Below are 18,752 nucleotides of genomic sequence, written 5' to 3'. Positions count from 1 at the left end.
CCCACAAGGGGAGAGGGCACTTCAACTGGCGGTGCGACCGCGTCACATTAACAGAAATTTACTCAGCTTGATTTCAATCAATTCCCCGCGAGGGTGAATGTGGTTTCTGGCGCTGTGTTCTTTCGAAAGAGAATCCGCATGAGCCAGCCCTCAATCTCGAAATCCATGACGTCAGGTGAAAGCGGCCTGGCGGCGTTGTTCGCGGTCACCGCTTTCCTCTGCGTGATTGCCGCGGCCAAGGCGCTCGATGCGCCGTTCGCCTTCCACGCTGCGCTCAGTGCGGCGGCGAGCCTGGCTGCGGTGTTCTGCATCGTCAACCGCTACTACGACCGCCCGGCGGCGCTTCCGCCTGCGGAAATCAACGGCCGCCCCAACTACAATATGGGGCCGATCAAGTTCTCCTCCTTCATGGCGATGTTCTGGGGCATCGCCGGCTTCCTCGTCGGCCTCCTCATCGCCTCGCAACTGGCGTGGCCCGCGCTGAATTTCGATCTGCCCTGGACCACCTTCGGCCGTCTGCGTCCGCTGCACACGTCCGCGGTGATCTTCGCCTTCGGCGGCAACGTCCTGCTCGCAACCTCCTTCTACGTGGTACAGAAGAGCTGCCGCGTGCGCCTGGCCGGCGATCTCGCGCCCTGGTTCGTCGTGGTCGGCTACAATTTCTTCATTTTGGTCGCCGGCACCGGCTATCTGCTCGGCGTCACCCAGTCGAAGGAATATGCCGAGCCGGAATGGTACGCCGATCTCTGGCTGACCATCGTCTGGGTCACCTATCTGCTCGTCTTCCTCGCCACCATCATCAAGCGCAAGGAACCGCACATCTTCGTCGCGAACTGGTTCTATCTTGCCTTCATCGTGACGATTGCCGTCCTGCATCTCGGCAACAATCCGGCGCTTCCGGTCTCGGTGTTCGGCTCGAAGTCCTATATCGCGTGGGGCGGCATCCAGGATGCGATGTTCCAGTGGTGGTACGGCCATAACGCGGTCGGCTTCTTCCTGACCGCCGGCTTCCTCGCCATCATGTACTACTTCATCCCGAAGCGCGCCGAGCGGCCGATCTATTCCTACCGGCTGTCGATCATCCATTTCTGGGCGCTGATCTTCCTCTACATCTGGGCCGGTCCGCATCACCTGCATTACACGGCGCTGCCGGACTGGACGCAGACGCTCGGCATGACCTTCTCGATCATGCTGTGGATGCCCTCCTGGGGCGGCATGATCAACGGCCTGATGACGCTGTCGGGCGCCTGGGACAAGCTGCGCACCGATCCCGTGCTGCGCATGCTCGTGGTCTCCGTCGCCTTCTACGGCATGTCGACCTTCGAAGGCCCGATGATGTCGATCAAGGTGGTCAACTCGCTCAGCCACTACACCGACTGGACCATCGGCCACGTGCACTCCGGCGCGCTCGGCTGGGTCGGCTTCGTGTCCTTCGGCGCGCTGTACTGCCTGGTGCCGTGGGCCTGGAATCGCAAGCAGCTGTACAGCCTGAAGCTCGTCAACTGGCACTTCTGGATCGCCACGCTCGGCATCGTCCTCTACATCTCGGCGATGTGGGTGTCCGGCATCCTTCAGGGCCTGATGTGGCGCGCCTACACCTCGCTCGGCTTCCTCGAATATTCCTTCATCGAAACCGTCGAGGCGATGCATCCCTTCTACATCATCCGTGCGGCCGGCGGGGCGTTGTTCCTGATCGGCGCGCTGATCATGGCCTACAATCTCTGGATGACGGTTCGCGTTGGCGAGGCGGAAGAAGTCCAGATGCCCGTCGCTCTTCAGCCGGCGGAATGAGGAGCTAAAGCCATGTCGTTCTGGACACGCCACCAAGTCTTCGAAAAGAACTCGATCATCCTGGTCGTCGGCATCCTCCTCGTGATTGCCATCGGCGGTCTCGTCGAAATCACGCCGCTGTTCTACCTCAAGAGCACGATCGAGGCGGTCGACGGCGTCAGGCCCTACACGCCGCTGGAGCTCGCCGGCCGCAACGTCTACGTCCGCGAGGGCTGCTATCTCTGTCATTCGCAGATGATCCGTCCGTTGCGCGACGAGGTCGAGCGCTACGGGCACTTCTCGCTCGCCGCCGAGAGCATGTTCGACCACCCGTTCCAGTGGGGTTCGAAGCGTACCGGTCCGGACCTTGCCCGCGTCGGCGCCAAATATTCCGACGACTGGCACGTGACCCATCTGACCAACCCGCGCGCGATCGTGCCGCAGTCGGTGATGCCGGGCTATCCGTTCCTCAGCAAGAACGAAGTCGATCCGGATACGATCGCCGATCACATGCGCACGCTGAGGACCGTCGGCGTGCCCTACACCGACGACCAGATCGCCAATGCAGGTGTCGACATGAAGGCCCAGGCCGATCCGGACAATGCCGGCAGCGATGCCTTCGGCAAGCGCTACGCCAAGGCCGTGGTGCGCAATTTCGACGGCAAGACCGGAACGCCGACCGAGATGGACGCGCTGGTCGCGTACTTGCAGATGCTCGGCACTCTGGTCGACTTCAAGCTCTACAACGAGAAAGCCAATCTTCGCTGAGAAGGCATGAACGATGAAAGCCATCCTGACACTCGACAATCTTGCGTCCGGTCTCGTGACCACGATCTGGACGCCGGTCTTCGTCGCGATCTTTCTCGCGATCATCGCCTACGCATTCTGGCCCCGTAACAAGGCTGCTTTCGACGAAGCGGCGCACCTGCCGTTGCGGGAGGAGTAAGAGATCATGACCGATCATCATAACGACATCGATTCCGTCTCAGGCAGGTCCACGACCGGACACGAATGGGATGGCATCAAGGAGCTCAACACGCCGCTGCCGCGCTGGTGGGTGATCACCTTCTACCTCACCATCGTCTGGGCGATCGGCTACTGGATCGTCTATCCGGCTTGGCCCCTGATCTCCAGCAATACCACGGGGCTGTTCGGTTACTCGACACGCGCCGACGTCGCGGTCGAGCTCGCCAACCTCGAGAAGATCCGCGGAGCCAAGATGGTGGCGCTGGGCGCGGCCTCGCTCGCCGAGATCGAGAAGGACCCGGCGCTGCTGGCGCTGGCCCGCGCCAAGGGCAAGACCGTGTTCGGCGACAACTGCGCGCCGTGTCACGGCAGCGGCGGCGCCGGTGCCAAGGGCTATCCGAACCTCAACGACGACGACTGGCTGTGGGGCGGCACCCTCGACCAGATCATGCAGTCCATCCAGTTCGGCGCGCGCTCCGGCCATGCCAAAACGCACGAGGGCCAGATGCTCGCCTTCGGCAAGGACGGCGTGCTGAAGCCGGACGAGATCGTCACGGCTGCCAACTATGTCCGCTCGTTGTCGGGACTCCCGACGCGGAAGGACTACGATGCCGCCAAGGGCGAAAAGATTTTCGCCGAGAATTGCGTCGCCTGCCACGGCGATGGCGGCAAGGGCAACCAGGAGCTCGGTGCGCCCAACCTGACCGACAAGATCTGGCTCTACGGCTCGGATGAGGCAGTCCTGATCGAGACCATCGGCCAGGGCCGCGCCGGCGTCATGCCGGCCTGGGAAGGGCGGCTCGATCCCGCCACCATCAAGGCGATGGCCGTGTATGTCCATTCGCTGGGCGGCGGAAAATAGTGGATCGGCAAAGAAAACGCAGGCGAACAAATTGCCCCGCTTGCGCTGGATCAACTGACGCTCCGGCGCCGGGTCTAGGTTTAATCGCACCTCTCGAAAAGCTCCAGGCGATGAACAAGACCGTGAACCCGAACGAACTCACATCGGACGACAATTGCGGGCCGCTCTACGCCGCCCGCAAGAAGATTTATCCGCAGAGCGTCTCCGGTACATTCCGCCGGATCAAATGGGGCCTGATGGCGTTCTGCCTCGGCATCTATTACCTCCTGCCCTTCGTGCGCTGGAACCGCGGCCTCGGCGCCCCCAGCCAGGCCGTGCTGATCGACCTGCCCAACAGCCGCTTCTATTTCTTCTTCATCGAGCTGTGGCCGCAGGAGGTCTACTACTTCACCGGCCTTTTGATCGTGGCGGCCGTGGCGCTGTTCCTGATGAACTCGGTCGGCGGCCGCATCTGGTGCGGCTATCTCTGCCCGCAGACGGTCTGGACCGATTTGTTCTACGCCGTCGAGCGCCTGATCGAAGGCGACCGGCGCGAGCGGATGAAGAAGGACGCCTCGTCCGATCCGATGAAGCTCGAGCGCATCTCCGAGATCGTGCTCAAGCATTCGATCTGGCTTCTGATCGCCTGGTGGACCGGCGGCGCCTGGGTGCTCTATTTCAACGACGCGCCGACGCTGGTGAAGGAGCTCGTCACCTTCCAGGCGCCGATGATCGCCTATGCCTGGATCGGCATTCTCACCACGACCACCTATGTGCTCGCCGGCTACATGCGCGAGCAGGTCTGCGTCTATATGTGCCCGTGGCCGCGAATCCAGGCCGCGCTCACCGACGAATGGGCGCTCAACGTCACCTATCGCTATGACCGCGGCGAGAAGCGCACGTCGGTCAAGAAGGCGGCCGAGCTGCGCGCGCTCGGCGAGCACGCCGGCGACTGCGTCGACTGCTATCAATGCGTCGCGGTCTGCCCGACCGGCATCGACATCCGCAACGGGCCGCAGCTCGAATGCATCCAGTGCGGGCTTTGCATCGACGCCTGCGACAACGTGATGACGAAGATCGGCCGGCCGACCCGCCTGATCGGCTACGACAACGACATCAACATCCATCGCCGCCAGGAAGGCAAGGCGCCGGTCTATCGCATCGTGCGGGCTCGCACCGTCGTCTACAGCGCGATCATCGCAGCCGTCGGCGGCATCATGCTCTATACGCTCGCAACGCGCAGCTTGCTCGACGTTAACGTGCTGCACGACCGCAACCCGGTCGCGGTCAGGCTCAGCGACGGCTCGATCCGCAACGCCTATACGGTCCGATTGCTCAACAAGAGCGGCTACGACCGCGTTATCGCGATCGATGTCAACGGTCCAGTCAACGTCACGGTTCACGTCGTCGGCGTGGATTCGGTGACGCCGGACCGGCCGATGATTGTCATCCCGCGCGACACCACCAGCGAGCTCCGGCTGCTCGTCACCGCGCCCGCGGAGGGCAATCCGGAGAAGTCGATCCCCGTCCGCTTCCACGTCACCGATATCGGCCTCGGCGAGGCCGCTTCCGCCACCGACAATTTCGTCTCTCCTTGAGAAAGTCCCGGAGTTCGCCATGGCATCCGCACCGAAGCCGCTGACCGGAACAAAAGTCTTGGTGATGCTGGTCGCCTTCTTCGGCGTCGTGATCGGTGTCAACGTGACCATGGCGAAGCTCGCGATCGCGACGCTGCCCGGCACGGATGTCGACAGCCCTTATGCCGCGGGTCTCAGCTACGACCGGGAGATCTCGGCGGCGCGGGATCAGACCGCACGTAAATGGCAGGTCAATGCCCATATCGAGCGCCGAACCGACGGCGGCGCCACGCTCCAGGTCGAGGCGCGCGATGCGAGCGGCCTTCCCATAAGCGGTTTGAAGTTCGGCGGCCGCCTGGAGCGGCCGACTGACAAGCGGGCCGATCTTTCGGTCGAACTCACTGAAGCCGGCATCGGCATCTATCGCGGCAATGCGGCTTCCGTCGCGCCGGGCCAGTGGGACCTGGTGATCGAGAGCGAGGCGCGAGGCCAGCGCGCGTTCCTGTCGCGCAACCGCGTGATCCTGAACTGAAGGAATTCGTCATGCGCCTCACGCGGGACTTTTCGCACTACGTCCGGACCGCGGGCGAGGGCGTCCAGCACATCGATCTCGCGGTCGAAGGCGTTCACTGCGCCGGCTGCATGGCCAAGATCGAGCGCGGACTGTCCGCCATTCCCGATGTCACGCTGGCGCGTGTGAATCTCACCGACCGGCGCCTCGCGCTGGAATGGAAGCAGGGCACGCTCGACCCGTCTCGTTTCATCGATCGGCTCGAGGAGCTCGGCTACAAGGCCTATCCCTACGAGACGGAGAGCGCGGAGGCGACCGAAGTCGCCGAATCACGCTTCCTGCTGCGCTGCCTCGGCGTTGCCGCGTTCGCCACCATGAACGTGATGATGCTGTCGATCCCGGTCTGGTCGGGCAACGTCTCGGACATGCTGCCCGAGCAGCGCGATTTCTTCCACTGGCTGTCGGCGCTGATCGCGCTTCCCGCGGCGGCCTATGCCGGCCAGCCGTTCTTCCGCTCGGCCTGGCGCGCGCTGTCGGCGAAGACGACGAACATGGACGTCCCGATCTCGATCGGCGTGATCCTGGCGCTCGGCATGTCCGTGGTCGAGACCGTCCATCACGCCGAGCACGCCTATTTCGACGCGGCAATCATGCTGCTGACGTTCCTGCTGGTCGGCCGCGTCCTCGACCAGAACATGCGGCGGCGGACCCGCGCAGTCGCCGGCAATCTCGCCGCGCTGAAGGCGGAGACCGCGGCGAAATTCGTCGGAGCTGACGAGATTTCACAGGTGCCGGTGGCGGCGATCCATCCCGGCGACATCGTGCTGCTGCGGCCGGGCGAGCGCTGCGCGGTCGATGGTACCGTGATCGAGGGGCGCTCCGAGATCGACCAGAGCCTGATCACGGGCGAGACGCTCTATGTTGTGGCCGAGCATGGCACACCGGTCTATGCGGGGTCGATGAACATCTCAGGCACGCTGCGGGTGCGGGTCTCCGCGGCCTCCGAGGCGACGCTGCTCGCGGAAATCACGCGACTGCTCGACAACGCGCTCCAGGCGCGCTCGCGCTACATGCGGCTGGCCGACCGCGCCTCGCAACTCTATGCGCCGGTGGTGCATGCGGCCGCGCTCCTCACCATCCTCGGCTGGGTCATCGCCGGCGCTAGCTGGCACGATGCGATCGTGACAGGCGTTGCCGTCTTGATCATCACCTGTCCCTGCGCGCTCGGGCTCGCAATCCCGACGGTGCAGACCGTGACTTCGGGCGCGATGTTCAAATCGGGCGTGCTGCTCAATTCGGGCGACGCCATCGAACGGCTCGCCGAAGCCGATCATGTCATCTTCGACAAGACCGGCACGCTGACGCTGCCGGAGCTCGAAGTGACGAACGTAGCCGATATACCTGCCGACCTGTTCGAGCCCGCCGGCCGACTTGCGCTGTCGAGCCATCACCCGGTAGCTGCCGCGGTCGCGCAGGCCGCGGGCGCCCGATCGCCGATCGTCGGTGCGATCGAGGAGGCCGGGCAGGGCGTGCGGGCAACCATCGACGGCATCGAGATTCGCCTTGGCCGTCCATCCTTCTGCGGCGCCGAGGCGGAGATCGGTGCCGGCGCCGGCGCCGATCTCGATCCGGAAGCCTCCATCGTGGCCTTCAGCAAGGGAAACGAAAGAGTCATCCTCTCGGTGCGTCAGGGTCTGCGCCCGGATGCCCCGGCCGTGATCGCGGCACTGAAGGCACGCAACATCGGCATCGAAATTCTTTCCGGCGACCGCGAGCCAGCGGTGAGGGCTGCGGCCCATGCTCTCGGCATTCCCGAGTGGCGCGCCGGCGTCACGCCTGCCGACAAGATCGCGCGGATCGAAGAGCTGAAGCAGCGCGGCGCAAAAGTGCTGATGGTCGGCGACGGCATGAACGATGCGCCCTCGCTTGCGGCAGCGCACGTCTCGATGTCGCCGATCTCAGCTGCCCATCTCAGCCAGGCGACCGCCGATCTCGTCTTTCTCGGCCGGCCGCTGGCCCCGGTCGTCGCCGCGATCGACTCCTCGCGCGAAGCGCTGCGCCTGATGCGGCAAAACCTCTGGCTTGCGATCGGCTATAATGTCCTGGCCGTGCCGGTCGCGATCAGCGGCGTGGTGACACCCCTGATCGCTGCGGCAGCCATGAGCGGATCGTCAGTTCTGGTCATGCTGAATTCGCTGCGCGCACGCAGTTCTTCGCGGGAGACCCTGTGATGGAGATCCTGGTCATCCTGGTGCCGCTGGCGCTGATGCTTGGAGGTGCGGGCCTGGTCGCCTTCCTGTGGTCGCTGCGCAGCGGCCAGTACGACGATCTCGACGGCGCCGCGTGGCGGGCAATCGCCGACGAGGAGCCGCAGCAGGAGGCGCCGGTCAAGCGCTAGCGCTTCAAGTCGAGCGTGAGCAGGGCCGCGGCCGCGAGGGCGAGACCTACTCCGGCGATGCAGGCATGCCAGCCGAAGGCGTCGAACAGCCGCCCGAGCACGGCGGTGCCGACCAGCCCCCCGCAGAAATAGCAGGCCAGATAGGTGCCGCTGGCAACGCCGCGATTCTCGCTCGCCACCTGTCCGACGAACCCGGTAGCAGCAGCCTGCGCGAAAAAGGTTCCGACGCCAACGAGGACCATGCCGGTGAGCACCTCGCTCAGATGAGGCGCCAGCATCAGCGGCAAGCCGATCGCCGCCACGGCGATGCCGCCCCAGATCGCCGGCCGCGTTCCAAGGCGTGATGCGATCCGGCCGGCCAGCAACGTCGTGACCACCGACGGCAGGAAGACGAAGTAGACCAATCCGATATCCATCATGCCGAGTGACAGCGGCGGCCGAACCAGTACGAAGTTGACGAAAGTGAAGGTGCCGATGAAGGCGAACAGAATGCAGAAGCCGATACCGTAGGCCGCCCGTAACCGCGGATTGCACCAATGCGCGATCATGGCGGCAAGCGGCGACCCAGTCGGCATCATCGTGTGCATGGGTTGCGCGCGCTTGATCGTGAAATAGACTAGCACCGCGCCCGCCAGATTGAGGGCCGCGAAGAAATAGAAGTTCCACGCCAATCCGAGGCCGTCGGCGACCGCGGCCGAGATCAGCCGGCCGATAAGATTGCTGGCGACGTTGCCGGTGATGTAGGCGGCAAACGCGCCGCCCGCGTCCATTGCGCTGCATTGCTCGCCGAGATAAGCGAGCGTCAAGGCAAAGGCGGAAGCCATGCAGAGGCCCTGTGCGACGCGCAAGGCGGTAAAGACCGCAAGATTGGGCGCGGCCGCAAGCAGGGACGTGGGGATCGCGAGAAGCGCCAGGCTGAGCAGGATGCCGGTCCGGCGGTCGATCTGCGGACTGAGCAAGCCAATGACGAGGCTGGCGATCGCCATGCCAATGGTACTGGCATTGACGGCGAAGCTCATCGCCGCCGGCGTGACGCCATAATGCCGCGTCAGCGACGGCAGGATGGCCTGGGTCGCGAACAGGTCGACCACGGTCAGGAACGCGGTCAATCCGATCACGAGGGAGCGAAAACCCACGCCCGGCGAATGCTCACCCATCTGCGTGGCTGTCGGTTTCATCTGCGCGGACAGATCGGTCATGGCACGATTCCTGTGCAGCCTTTGCTGTCATTCCGGGACGGCGCACCGAGCGCCAGACCCGGAATGACGGGATACCAAAAGACTCGTTACATGTTGTGGTCGTGCGGGTCCTTGCGGACGTCGCCGACGTAGAGAACGACCGTCTCCTTGCCGAGGTTCTTCCACCAATGCGAGGTCCCGAACACTTCGGGGCGAAGATCGCCGGCCTTGTGCACGATCGGATCGACGCAGTTGGAGGCATATTCGACGATCTCCCCCTGCTGCACGAAGATCAGGGCGGGGCGATCGTCATGGCTGTGCCAGGGCACGATGCCGCCGGGCTCGATAGTCAGCTTGCGGAAGCGCAGTTCGCGGCCCTCGATATGCGCCGGCTGCTTGCCGAGGTCGATCATGCCGAGTGTCACGTCGGTAACGCCGACAGGCTTGTAGTCGACCATCTGCCGCGCGTTCGGCTTGATCTTGTCGGCCGGGCATTCGCCGGCGAACACCGGTTGCGTAGTGAGCATCAGCGCGCCGACGAGCGCAAAACTCGGTAAGATCGCCCGGGAAAGTCCGATGTTGTTGAACATAGGGAAGTCTCCTCTGTTGGCCGCGACCTCGAATGCCACGGCTGCGATATCAGTTTGGTCGAGATCGCGTGTTGGTTTAAATGCCGTGTATCTCTCGAAACCATAGCAAGCCGCTATGCGTGCCCGAGCATGTGCTTGATGTCGGCGGAGAAGGTCGGATAGGCATAGACGTTGTCGCGGATCTGGCTGGCCGTGATGCCAAATTTGATCGCAAGCCCGAAGATGCTGATGAGCTCCTGGCCCGCATGGCCGAAAAAGTGCGCGCCGAGAACACGGTCGGTGGTGCGATCGACGATCACTTTGGACCATGCGACGGTCTCGGCATAGGAGCGGGCGGAAAACCAGTCGCGCATGTCGTTGACGTGAACCTCGATGGCGGATCCGTTGTGCCGTGCCGTCGCTTCGGTCAGACCGACGGCAGCAAGCGCCGGCACGGTGTAGACCGCCGTAGCCATGCCGGCGTAGTCGGGCGCATGTCGCGGTCCGTCGACGATGTTGCGGCCGACGATGTCGCCTTCATAGCTTGCAACCGGGGAAAGCTGCGGCGAGATCGGCACGGCATCGCCGCAGACATGAACCCGTGGATTTGAGGTCGAACGCAAGTGGTCGTCGAGCGAGATTCGTCCGTTCGTATGTTCGACCTGGCCGGCCGCAAGGTCCAGCGAGCCTGTATTGGCCACCCTGCCGCAACCGTTGACGACACGATCGGCCTCGGCCGCGTGCTCGACCCCATCTCGGGTAAAGACCACCCTGAACCGGCTGCCGGTCCGTTCGATTCTCCGCACGCCCACGCCGGCCTCGACTTTGATGCCGATGCGCTCGCTCTCCGCCTGCAACTGGGCGACGGCATCGGCGTCCATTGCCGGCAGGAGTCGTGGCAGCGCCTCGAGAACCGTCACTCCGGCGCCGGCGCGCGCGTAGATGTGCGCGAATTCCAGCGAGATTACGCCGCCGCCGATAAAGATAACCGAAGCCGGCAAGTCGCGATCGCTCAACATCGCGTCCGACGTGATCATGTGCTCGGCGCCGGCGATCGGTAGCGGCCGCGGCTTCGAACCGGTCGCGATAACGACGTGGTTGGCCTCGAGCACGCGATCGCCGACGCGAATGGTGCTGGGCGCAACGAAGGTGCCATACCCCTTGATCACTTCGACCTCGCGACGCGCCATCGCGCGGGCGAGGTTGGCGGGGATATCCTTGATCATGTTCTTCTCGCGGTCGATCAGCGCCGCCCAGTCGAGCCGCGGCTTGCCGACTGCGATATGATGAACGGCAGCGCGCTCGATGTCGTGCAGCATCTGGCCGGCGGCGACCAGAACCTTCTTGGGCGTACAGCCGCGATTCGGACAGGTGCCACCGAGATCGAGCGGCTCGATCATCGCGACGGAGAGTCCGGCCCGCCGGACGGGGCCGGTCACTCCGATCCCGGCATTGCCGCCGCCGAGGATGACGACATCGAATGTTTGGCGCACCATCGGACCCTCGCTATTTGGCGGTGATGGTGGCCGTGATGGACTTGACGACCATGGTCGCCATCTTGAACTGCGCCTCGCGATTCCGGATGTTGTGGCGCTTTGCGATCCAGTCGAAATCCGTCCAGACGGCCCAGACGTCGCCATTGCCATCCTGAGTCAACAACAGGCGGACCGGCCAGTCGAGCCCGGCGTTGGGGTTGGAGGTGATGAACTGCGTGCCGAGCGGCGGATTGCCGAAGACCAGCAGGGTGGAGGGGCGAAGCTTGATTCCGGCGTCGGCGGCAAGCTTGGACTGATCGACTTCGAGAAAGAATTTGATGCCCTTTGCGGCGATGTCCGCCTTGATGCGGCTGATCGCCTCCGACAAGGGGACCGCGCTTTTGACGCGGACGATGCCGTCATCACTGTCGGCTCGTGCAACCGATGTTGCGGCCGACAGCAGCAGGAAAAGCAGCAGAAGCGACGTGGCGAGGTTGGCAGGGCGTGATGCGATTTGGCGGTTCATGGCAGTCCTCCTGTGAGTGGCAGCTTGGATCGCGGCTAGGATGGAGGCGGCGCCCTGCCGAGTGAAATGCGAAACGACTCTGAACGCGATAGCCCCGCGCTATCGTGGCGCGATACGTTGCGGCTATCGAACCGATTGTGGATCGGCATTTCCGCCGGGGCGGGTTCCACTGTTTGATGGCGGGGCGGGCGGACCCGTCTATCCGGAGGAGCGTCTCGTGAAACTGTCCAAGATTCTCATCGCCAGCGCCGCATTCGCGGTTGTCGCCACATCGGCCTTCTCCTAACGGCTTCCCTTGCGGGCGGCCGGACCACGCGAGTAGTATTTGAACTGAAAGCGGGAGCGCAAAATGACATCCCTTTCGCCAGCCGATGCCGAACGGCTCAAGCTTGCCTTCCAGCGTTGCAAGGACATGGAGGGCACGCTGAACGAGCAGCTCCGCGCCTATGCCGATGCCGGGCGCGAGATCTTTCCCGCCTATGGCGATGCGGTCGATCATCTGGTGATCAGATTGAACGGGAACGGCGGCGGCGAGAGCGCGCCGCGTCCGGGCGATGCGATGCCGCCGTTCATGCTGCCTGACGAGAGCGGACGCCTTGTCACGTTGCCGTCGCTGCTAGAGAACGGGCCGGTTGCGGTGATGTTCTTCCGGGGCCATTGGTGCCCCTATTGCCGGCTCAATGTCCGCGCGGTGATCCAGGCACAGGATCGTATCGATGCGATGGGCGCGCGGGTCGTCGCGATCATGCCGGAGACGCAGGAATATACCGGGACGTTCAGGCTCGACGCTGGCGCGCCATTTCCGATCCTGACCGATCTCGACAACGGCTATGCGTTGTCGCTCAACCTGGCGATCTGGCTTGGCGCCGAGATCCAGCAGCTATTGTCCTATCAGGACATGGCGAAATTTCACGGCAATGATGGCTGGATGCTGCCGATCCCGGCCGTGTTCGTCGTCGGCCGCGACGGGATCGTGAAGGCCCGCTTCGTCGATCCGGATTTTCGCAAGCGTATGGAGATCGACGATCTGCTCGCAGCGCTCGAAATTGCTAGCGGCGAGCGCTAGCTCCAGTATCCCGACGCGCCGCGAGCCCTTCCTTCTCCCCCTGTGGGAGAAGGTGGCGCGAAGCGCCGGATGAGGGGTTGTATCCGCGAGCTCAGCAGCAGTTGTATTCGCGGAGACAACCCCTCACCCGTCTCGCCGCTACTGCGGCGAGCCACACTCTCCCACAAGGGGAGAGGGTAAGAATGCGCAGGCTCTACCCCGCAATCGCCCGCCAGTCTGCGCCGCGCAGCATGCGCATGATGGCGTTGGCGACCGCCGTGCGCTGCCGGCCGGCGACGCCGTAGAGGTTGACGGTGCGGCGGGCGTCCAATCCTGTCACCGCGGTGCGCTTCAGGCCCTCCGGCACGGGCGAGGTGCGCGGCACCATGGCCACGCCGATATCGGCTTCTACCAGCTCGATGAGGTCGCGCTCGCTCGAAATCTCGTGGCCATGATCGACGTTGATGCCGTGCTCGCGCAGGCTCGCGGAGATGCGCCCGAAATGCTCGCAGAAGGTTCGGCTGAGCAACTGCTCCGCACGCAAATCGTCCAGCTCGATCGTGTCGCGATCGGCCAGCCGATGCTTGCTGCTGACGACGAGCTCGAAGCCTTCGGTGAAGAGCGGCCAGACGTCGAGCCGATCCCAGGCCTCGTCGATCTCGGCAGCGATGCCGAGCTCGGCATCGCCTTTTCGCAGATAGTCGCCGACTTCGCGGCTGGAGCCGCGGAGGAAGCGAAATTCGAGCCGGTTGAACTGCCGCCTGATCTGGTTGAGATGGGGAATGAGCAGTGCGAGATCGATCGAATGCGTCAGCGCGATGCGCAGCGCGCCGATCTCGCCGCTCCTAAACGAGGAGGCGAGCGAGCGCGCGCCGGAGGCGGCGTCGTAGCACTGCTTCAGGAGCGGGTGCATGCGCTGGCCGAGTTCGGTCAGCTGTGCCGCCGGCCGCTCGCGACGGAACAGGTCGCCGCCAAGCTCGGCCTCGAGCTGCTTGATTGCCCGCGTCAGCGAGGGCTGTGTCACGTTGCATTCCTCGGCCGCGCGCGTGAAGTTCAATAGCTGCGCCACGGCGAGAAAGTAGCGGACCTGGTGCATCTCCATGGATCGGCTCTCCGGCAGGATCGGCCGGAAATCTAGCCCAACCGGGTGGAGAATGACATCCCGGCGGTCATAGCGCGCGCGTATGGTTTCGGAAGCCAGGCGGCATTTCCGTTCGAGCCGGCGATCCTTCAGGTTGTGGCGGAAGCGCGGGCTCGGCCACGCGCCAGCCATCATCGACGGAGGATTTGTCATGAACATCCCGATAAAGCCGCAGCCGTCCCAGACGGCACACTCGCTGGCCGGAAAGGTGGCGCTGATCACCGGTTCCACCAGTGGAATCGGCCTCGGCATTGCGCGGGCGCTGGCCGCTGCCGGTGCGGACATCGTGCTCAACGGTCTCGGCGCTGCAGCCGAGATCGGGCGGACACGCGAACAGATCGCCGCCGAGTTCGGTGTCAAGGCGAGTTTTTCCCCGGCGGACATGACGCGGCCGAAATCGATCGCCGAGATGATCGCAGCCACCATTGCTCAGGCCGGCCGGCTCGATATCCTCGTCAACAACGCCGGCGTCCAGCATGTCGCGCCGCTCGACCAGTTTCCAGTCGACAAGTGGGACCAGATCCTGGCGATCAACCTGACTTCGGCCTTCCACACCACGCGGCTTGCACTGCCTGCGATGCGCCAGAACGGCTTTGGCCGGATCATCAACATCGCCTCCGCCCATGGCCTCGTCGGCTCGCCCTTCAAGGCCGCTTATGTCGCCGCCAAGCATGGCATCGTCGGCCTTACCAAGGTGACGGCGCTGGAGACCGCCGAAGAGGGAATTACCTGCAACGCGCTCTGCCCGGGTTATGTGTACACGCCGCTTGTCGAGGCGCAGATCGACGGGCAGGCGAGGGCGCACGGCATTTCGCGCGACCAGGTGATCCGTGACGTTCTGCTGGCGCAGCAGCCGAACAAGCGCTTCGCCACGGTTGAAGAGCTCGGCGCGCTCACGGTCTTCCTGTCGACCGCCGCGGCCGCTTCGATCACCGGGATTGCGCTTCCGGTCGACGGCGGCTGGACCGCGCATTGACATGAGCCGGCGTAACAAGCCGCAAACGGCTGCGAATATTCGGGCAGTGCAGGTGCACCAGGAGCGTGACATGAACAGCATGCAGGGCAAGACGCAGACCATTCGGAAGGACCTGCCGGGCCAGATCGTGCTGGTGCTGCAGGGTGGCGGCGCGCTCGGATCCTATCAGGCCGGCGTTTACCAGGCGCTGCACGAGGCCGGTATCGAACCGGACTGGATCATCGGCACGTCGATCGGCGCCATCAACGCCAGCTTGATCGCGGGCAACGAGCCGAAACACCGGCTCGTCCGCCTGAAGGAATTCTGGAAGAGAATGGAGCAGCATCCGGTCTGGAATCTGCGGACCGCATTTCCTGGCTTCAACGATAAGCTGGCCTATTGGTCGACCGTCACCCATGGCATTCCCGGATTCTTCCGGCCCAATCCGCTGGCGCATGCCGGCGATTCCTATCCGCTGGGAGCCGATCATGCCGGCTTCTATTCGACCGCGCCGCTGGAAAATACGCTTCTCGACCTCGTCGACTTCGCTCTGGTGAATCGCTGCGCACCACGGCTCACGGTCGGCGCGGCTCATGTCCGCAGCAGCCAGATGCGCTATTTCGACAGCCGCGACGGCGAGCTGACGGTGAAGCACATCATGGCCTCAGGTGCGCTGCCGCCGGCCTTCCCCGCGGTGCGCATCGACGGCGAGCTCTATTGGGATGGCGGCATTCTGTCGAACACGCCGACGGAGGCGGTCTTCGACGACAATCCGCGCAAGGACTCGCTGATCTTCGCCGTCCACCTCTGGAATCCTGTCGGCGCCGAGCCGACGACCATGGCGGAGGTGCTGAACCGGCACAAGGATGTGCAATATTCCAGCCGCATCGCGAGCCAGATCGTCCGTCAGCAACAGGCTCATCGTCTGCGCCATGTCATCAACCAGCTCGCCGCGCGACTGCCCGAGAGCGAACGCAGCGATCCGGCGGTGCGCGAGCTGGCGAGCTATGGCTGTCCGACGCGCATGCACGTCGTCCGGCTGCTGGCGCCGCAACTTGATCACGAGACCCACACCAAGGATATCGACTTCAGCCCGTCCGGCATCATGCGGCGCTGGGATGCCGGCTACGCCCACACCCGGTCCGTGCTCGAGCGAAAGCCATGGGTCGGCGAATTTGATCCACTGTCCGGCGTGGTGCTGCACGAACATATGGAGGACATGCCGATGGCGGCCGAGTGAGCGCCGCACCACGTGTCGCTTCACGCAATGACGATTTGGCCAGGCCGCGGGTCCGGGCTATTGTCGCAGGGTCCGCGTCGAAGGGCTTGCAATTGGTCACTGACAAAGATCTGGAGGCTGCGCTCACTCTCGTCCGGGCTGAAGCCGCAGGACCAGTTGCGGGAGTGTTCGGTCCGGCGTCGTTGACCTGGCGGATCGACAGGGAGGCAGTGATCTTTCTCGGCGCCGGCCGCGCGCTGCTGCTTCAACTGGCGCATCCCTGGGTCGCTGCCGCCATCGCTGAGCACTCCCGGACATTGGCCGATCCGATCGGCCGCTTCCATCGCACCTTCGGCATCGTCTTTGCCATGGTGTTCGGGCCGCTGGATCGCGCGCTGCTGTCGGCCAGGCAACTGCATGGGCGCCACACCATGATCGTTGGACATATGCCCGAGGCCGTCGGCCCCTTCGCGGCGGGCTCGCGCTACTGTGCCAATGAGGTCGCGGCGCTGCGCTGGGTTCACGCGACGCTGGTCGAGACCGCCCTCATGGCGCATGACCTGGTTCTGCCGCCGCTCTCGGTCGAAGAGCGTGAGCGCTACTGGACCGAGAGCCGACTGTTCGGCGCCTTGTTCGGGTTGACGCCGGATGACCTGCCGGGAAACTGGTCCGCCTTTGCAGCCTATACCGAAGAGATGGCGCAGTCGGAGACATTGACCGTCAGCACGGCGGCACGCGAGGTCGCCGCGCAGATATTCGGTGGCGCGCGTCCGTGGTTGCGGCCACCGCGATGGTACCGCGCCCTCACCGCGAGCATGCTGCCGGAGCGATTGCGGACAGGCTTCGGATTTGAACTCGACGAACGCGACATCAGGGTCGCCGGCCGTGCGGTGAGATGGATCAAGCGGGTCTATCCGAAACTGCCCGACCGGCTGCGCTATGTTGGTCCCTACCAGGAGGCGCAGGCGCGGCTGAATGGCAGCACCGAGCCCGACTGGATGACCCGGTGTCTCAACCGGGCCTGGATCGGGCGGCCACAAATGGACGACCGCGGCAGACAGTGAGGTCCTCCGCTCGCAATGACGGAGTATGCGGAGGCGTCGTCGCCTCCTCACGCCGGCGCCAGCTTCCGGTACAGCGCGCTGTAGGTGCCGGCCGAGATGCTCCAGGAGAACGACCGTCCCATGGCGCTGCGGCGCATCGAGTCGAGCTGGTCCTGGGCCATGAAGGTCGAGAACGCCCGGCGGACCCCGCCGAGAAAGGACTCGTGCGAGGGTCTTGAGAACAGGAATCCGGTCTCGCCGTCGGTGATGGTCTCGGCCAGCCCGCCGGTCTGGTGTCCGATCGGCAACGAGCCAAAGCGCTGGGCGTACATCTGGCTGAGCCCGCACGGCTCGAAGCGCGACGGCATCAGGGTGAAATCGCTGCCGGCAAAGATCCGCCGGGCCCGGGCATCGTTGAAGCCGATCGCGACCCCGATGGCGTCGGGTCGGCGGCGATGGGCGTCGATCAGTGCCTGCTCGAGCGCCGGCTCGCCCGAGCCGGTGACCACGATCTGCCCGCCGGCATCGACGATCTCGTCGGCCGCCGACAACACAAGGTCGATGCCCTTCTGGTGCACGAGACGCGCGACGATGCCGAACATCGGGCCGCGCGACACCGCGAGCCCGAACTGCTTGCGCACATAATCTGCATTGGCCCTCTTGCCGACCCAGTCGCCGGCGCCGAATTGCTGGGCGAGCTGGGCGCAGGAGCGCGGGTCCCAGCTCTCATCGATGCCGTTGAGGATGCCGGTGAGCTCGGCCGCGTCAGAGCGCAGCCGCAACAGGCCTTCCAGGCCGCAGCCAAACTCGGGCGTGGTGATCTCGTGCGCATAGGTGCCGCTGACGGTCGTCAGGTGGGACGCATAGACCAATCCCGCCTTCAGGAATGACACCTTGTCATAGAACTCGACGCCGTCGATGTGGAAGGAGCTTTCCGGCGCGCCGATCCGCCGCAGCGAGTCCTTTGGAAAGAGGCCCTGATAGGCGAGATTATGGATGGTCAGGATCGACGGCACCTTGCTGCCGCGCCAGGCGAGATAAGCCGGCACGAGCGAGGCCTGCCAGTCATTGGCATGGATCAGGTCTGCTGCCCAATTCTTGTCCAGATTGCCCGCGGCTAGCTCAGCGGCCGCCGAGGCAAAGCGGGCGAAGCGGATGTCGTTGTCCGGCCAGTCGCGCCCCGACTCGTCGCCATAGGGGTTGCCGGGACGGTCGTAGAGCTGTGAACACAACAGCACATAGACCGCCAAGCCGTCCTTGGTTGCGGCGCGGCCGAGCGAGCAGGCCGGCATCTCCGCGAAGGCGGGACAGCGGCCGACGACCTGAATATGCGTGAGTTGCTCGATGATGTCGCGATAGCCGGGGAGCATGATCCGGATATCGGCGAAGGGACGAAGGGCTCTCGGGAGGGCTGCGGAAACGGCACCAAGTCCGCCGACGCGGACGAAGTCGTCCATCTCCGTTGTGACGAACAAGACCCTCAAGAACGGCTGCCCTCTGCCGAGCCCGCTTGCTGCTATGCAAGAACGGGTCCAGTT

General features: G+C 64.4%; 18 protein-coding genes. 12 read left to right on the top strand and 6 right to left on the bottom strand.

The window, feature by feature from the left end; translation table 11 throughout:
* Positions 1-138 precede the first annotated feature (138 nt).
* The 8 genes from ccoN to ccoS all read left to right on the top strand — a co-directional run bounded on the left by ccoN (position 139) and on the right by ccoS (position 8,063).
* Positions 139-1,791 (top strand): cytochrome-c oxidase, cbb3-type subunit I, encoded by a 1,653-nt coding sequence (gene ccoN / locus FXV83_RS02775; protein WP_148737533.1) that lies wholly within the window; start codon positions 139-141, stop codon positions 1,789-1,791.
* A gap of 12 nt (positions 1,792-1,803) precedes the next feature.
* A complete protein-coding gene (ccoO, locus tag FXV83_RS02770; RefSeq protein ID WP_148737531.1) occupies positions 1,804-2,538 on the top strand; it encodes a cytochrome-c oxidase, cbb3-type subunit II in 735 nt (244 codons plus the stop codon).
* A 13-nt stretch (positions 2,539-2,551) separates the two neighbouring features.
* A complete protein-coding gene (locus FXV83_RS02765; RefSeq protein ID WP_015687703.1) occupies positions 2,552-2,716 on the top strand; it encodes a CcoQ/FixQ family Cbb3-type cytochrome c oxidase assembly chaperone in 165 nt (54 codons plus the stop codon).
* A gap of 6 nt (positions 2,717-2,722) precedes the next feature.
* On the top strand, positions 2,723-3,598 hold the full coding sequence (ccoP, locus tag FXV83_RS02760; protein WP_148737529.1) for a cytochrome-c oxidase, cbb3-type subunit III: 876 nt from the start codon (positions 2,723-2,725) through the stop codon (positions 3,596-3,598).
* A gap of 110 nt (positions 3,599-3,708) precedes the next feature.
* The gene (gene ccoG / locus FXV83_RS02755; RefSeq protein ID WP_148737527.1) at positions 3,709-5,175 is read left to right on the top strand and encodes a cytochrome c oxidase accessory protein CcoG; all 1,467 of its coding nucleotides are present in this window, start codon (positions 3,709-3,711) and stop codon (positions 5,173-5,175) included.
* A gap of 19 nt (positions 5,176-5,194) precedes the next feature.
* Positions 5,195-5,686: a FixH family protein gene (locus FXV83_RS02750; RefSeq protein WP_148737525.1), complete on the top strand. Its 492-nt coding sequence runs from the start codon at positions 5,195-5,197 to the stop codon at positions 5,684-5,686.
* Positions 5,687-5,697: 11 nt separating this feature from the next.
* Positions 5,698-7,896: a cation-translocating P-type ATPase gene (locus FXV83_RS02745; protein WP_148737523.1), complete on the top strand. Its 2,199-nt coding sequence runs from the start codon at positions 5,698-5,700 to the stop codon at positions 7,894-7,896.
* Positions 7,896-8,063, top strand: a complete 168-nt coding sequence (ccoS, locus tag FXV83_RS02740) for a cbb3-type cytochrome oxidase assembly protein CcoS (protein ID WP_148737521.1) — start codon at positions 7,896-7,898, stop codon at positions 8,061-8,063. The genes FXV83_RS02745 and ccoS overlap by 1 nt, the downstream gene beginning before the upstream one ends.
* On the opposite strand, the gene FXV83_RS02735 is transcribed toward ccoS, so the two are convergent.
* From FXV83_RS02735 to FXV83_RS02720, 4 genes are all read right to left on the bottom strand, one after another.
* Positions 8,060-9,262 (bottom strand): MFS transporter, encoded by a 1,203-nt coding sequence (locus FXV83_RS02735; protein WP_148737519.1) that lies wholly within the window; start codon positions 9,260-9,262, stop codon positions 8,060-8,062. The genes ccoS and FXV83_RS02735 overlap by 4 nt on opposite strands.
* An 86-nt stretch (positions 9,263-9,348) precedes the next feature.
* Positions 9,349-9,831 carry a cupin domain-containing protein gene (locus FXV83_RS02730; protein WP_148737517.1) on the bottom strand — a complete coding sequence of 161 codons (483 nt, stop codon included), beginning with the start codon at positions 9,829-9,831 and terminating at the stop codon, positions 9,349-9,351.
* Between the two features lie 113 nt (positions 9,832-9,944).
* Positions 9,945-11,306 carry a dihydrolipoyl dehydrogenase family protein gene (locus FXV83_RS02725; protein WP_148737515.1) on the bottom strand — a complete coding sequence of 454 codons (1,362 nt, stop codon included), beginning with the start codon at positions 11,304-11,306 and terminating at the stop codon, positions 9,945-9,947.
* 10 nt (positions 11,307-11,316) lie between these two features.
* A complete protein-coding gene (locus tag FXV83_RS02720; protein ID WP_148737513.1) occupies positions 11,317-11,811 on the bottom strand; it encodes a DUF302 domain-containing protein in 495 nt (164 codons plus the stop codon).
* 349 nt (positions 11,812-12,160) lie between these two features.
* On the opposite strand from FXV83_RS02720, the gene FXV83_RS02710 reads away from it, so the two are divergent.
* A complete protein-coding gene (locus tag FXV83_RS02710) occupies positions 12,161-12,877 on the top strand; it encodes a peroxiredoxin-like family protein (protein ID WP_148737509.1) in 717 nt (238 codons plus the stop codon).
* A gap of 193 nt (positions 12,878-13,070) precedes the next feature.
* Here the strand turns inward: FXV83_RS02710 and FXV83_RS02705 are convergent, their stop codons facing one another.
* Positions 13,071-13,958: a LysR family transcriptional regulator gene (locus FXV83_RS02705; RefSeq protein WP_148737551.1), complete on the bottom strand. Its 888-nt coding sequence runs from the start codon at positions 13,956-13,958 to the stop codon at positions 13,071-13,073.
* Positions 13,959-14,148: 190 nt separating this feature from the next.
* Between FXV83_RS02705 and FXV83_RS02700 the strand changes: the two genes are divergently transcribed.
* The 3 genes from FXV83_RS02700 to FXV83_RS02690 all read left to right on the top strand — a co-directional run bounded on the left by FXV83_RS02700 (position 14,149) and on the right by FXV83_RS02690 (position 17,235).
* A complete protein-coding gene (locus tag FXV83_RS02700) occupies positions 14,149-14,973 on the top strand; it encodes a 3-hydroxybutyrate dehydrogenase (RefSeq protein WP_148737507.1) in 825 nt (274 codons plus the stop codon).
* Between the two features lie 70 nt (positions 14,974-15,043).
* On the top strand, positions 15,044-16,192 hold the full coding sequence (locus FXV83_RS02695) for a patatin-like phospholipase family protein (protein WP_148737505.1): 1,149 nt from the start codon (positions 15,044-15,046) through the stop codon (positions 16,190-16,192).
* A gap of 92 nt (positions 16,193-16,284) precedes the next feature.
* Positions 16,285-17,235, top strand: a complete 951-nt coding sequence (locus FXV83_RS02690; RefSeq protein WP_187435609.1) for an oxygenase MpaB family protein — start codon at positions 16,285-16,287, stop codon at positions 17,233-17,235.
* A gap of 47 nt (positions 17,236-17,282) precedes the next feature.
* Here FXV83_RS02690 and glgA read toward each other — a convergent pair whose 3' ends face one another.
* Positions 17,283-18,698: a glycogen synthase GlgA gene (gene glgA, locus FXV83_RS02685; protein WP_148737503.1), complete on the bottom strand. Its 1,416-nt coding sequence runs from the start codon at positions 18,696-18,698 to the stop codon at positions 17,283-17,285.
* Positions 18,699-18,752 lie beyond the last annotated feature (54 nt).

It is taken from the genome of Bradyrhizobium hipponense (assembly GCF_008123965.1).
GTDB lineage: Bacteria > Pseudomonadota > Alphaproteobacteria > Rhizobiales > Xanthobacteraceae > Bradyrhizobium > Bradyrhizobium hipponense.
This window is presented reverse-complemented; position numbering and strand designations above follow the sequence as displayed.

Coding starts and splice junctions, on each gene's coding strand:
- ccoN (WP_148737533.1), top strand. CDS start 139: ATGAGCCAGCCCTCAATCTCGAAATCCATGACGTCAGGTGAAAGCGGC.
- ccoO (WP_148737531.1), top strand. CDS start 1,804: ATGTCGTTCTGGACACGCCACCAAGTCTTCGAAAAGAACTCGATCATC.
- FXV83_RS02765 (WP_015687703.1), top strand. CDS start 2,552: ATGAAAGCCATCCTGACACTCGACAATCTTGCGTCCGGTCTCGTGACC.
- ccoP (WP_148737529.1), top strand. CDS start 2,723: ATGACCGATCATCATAACGACATCGATTCCGTCTCAGGCAGGTCCACG.
- ccoG (WP_148737527.1), top strand. CDS start 3,709: ATGAACAAGACCGTGAACCCGAACGAACTCACATCGGACGACAATTGC.
- FXV83_RS02750 (WP_148737525.1), top strand. CDS start 5,195: ATGGCATCCGCACCGAAGCCGCTGACCGGAACAAAAGTCTTGGTGATG.
- FXV83_RS02745 (WP_148737523.1), top strand. CDS start 5,698: ATGCGCCTCACGCGGGACTTTTCGCACTACGTCCGGACCGCGGGCGAG.
- ccoS (WP_148737521.1), top strand. CDS start 7,896: ATGGAGATCCTGGTCATCCTGGTGCCGCTGGCGCTGATGCTTGGAGGT.
- FXV83_RS02735 (WP_148737519.1), bottom strand. CDS start 9,262: ATGACCGATCTGTCCGCGCAGATGAAACCGACAGCCACGCAGATGGGT.
- FXV83_RS02730 (WP_148737517.1), bottom strand. CDS start 9,831: ATGTTCAACAACATCGGACTTTCCCGGGCGATCTTACCGAGTTTTGCG.
- FXV83_RS02725 (WP_148737515.1), bottom strand. CDS start 11,306: ATGGTGCGCCAAACATTCGATGTCGTCATCCTCGGCGGCGGCAATGCC.
- FXV83_RS02720 (WP_148737513.1), bottom strand. CDS start 11,811: ATGAACCGCCAAATCGCATCACGCCCTGCCAACCTCGCCACGTCGCTT.
- FXV83_RS02710 (WP_148737509.1), top strand. CDS start 12,161: ATGACATCCCTTTCGCCAGCCGATGCCGAACGGCTCAAGCTTGCCTTC.
- FXV83_RS02705 (WP_148737551.1), bottom strand. CDS start 13,958: ATGGAGATGCACCAGGTCCGCTACTTTCTCGCCGTGGCGCAGCTATTG.
- FXV83_RS02700 (WP_148737507.1), top strand. CDS start 14,149: ATGAACATCCCGATAAAGCCGCAGCCGTCCCAGACGGCACACTCGCTG.
- FXV83_RS02695 (WP_148737505.1), top strand. CDS start 15,044: ATGAACAGCATGCAGGGCAAGACGCAGACCATTCGGAAGGACCTGCCG.